Source organism: Leifsonia sp. 2MCAF36 (assembly GCF_052115525.1).
GTDB lineage: Bacteria > Actinomycetota > Actinomycetes > Actinomycetales > Microbacteriaceae > Leifsonia.
In genome coordinates this window covers 1-352 of record NZ_JBFRGV010000026.1, presented here as the reverse complement: position 1 = coordinate 352, position 352 = coordinate 1, and the positions used below count along the sequence as shown (strand labels likewise).

1 protein-coding gene is annotated in these 352 nt (G+C 63.1%); it reads left to right on the top strand.

Annotated features, from left to right (window positions below):
* Positions 1-352: lipopolysaccharide heptosyltransferase II (gene waaF, locus AB4079_RS19430; RefSeq protein WP_441788974.1), on the top strand; the 352-nt coding region annotated here is incomplete at both ends.

Genomic DNA, 352 nt, shown 5'->3' with positions numbered 1-352 from the left:
GCCGCGACCCGTCCGGTCATCGGGTTTTGTCCGGGCGCTGAATTTGGTCCGGCCAAACGCTGGCCGCACTATCACTACGCCACGCTGGCCCGCCAGTTGATTGCTGAAGGCTTTCAGATCGTGCTGTTTGGCTCCGCCAAAGATCGCCCGACCGGCGAAGAGATTATCGCGGCGCTGCCCGAAGAGGCTCGCGGCCACTGCCGTAATCTGGCAGGTGAAACTCAGCTGGAACAGGCGGTGATTCTGCTGGCGCAATGCCGTGCCGTGGTCAGCAACGACTCCGGCCTGATGCATATCGCCGCGGCGCTGGATCGTCCACTGGTGGCGCTCTATGGACCAAGCAGCCCTGACT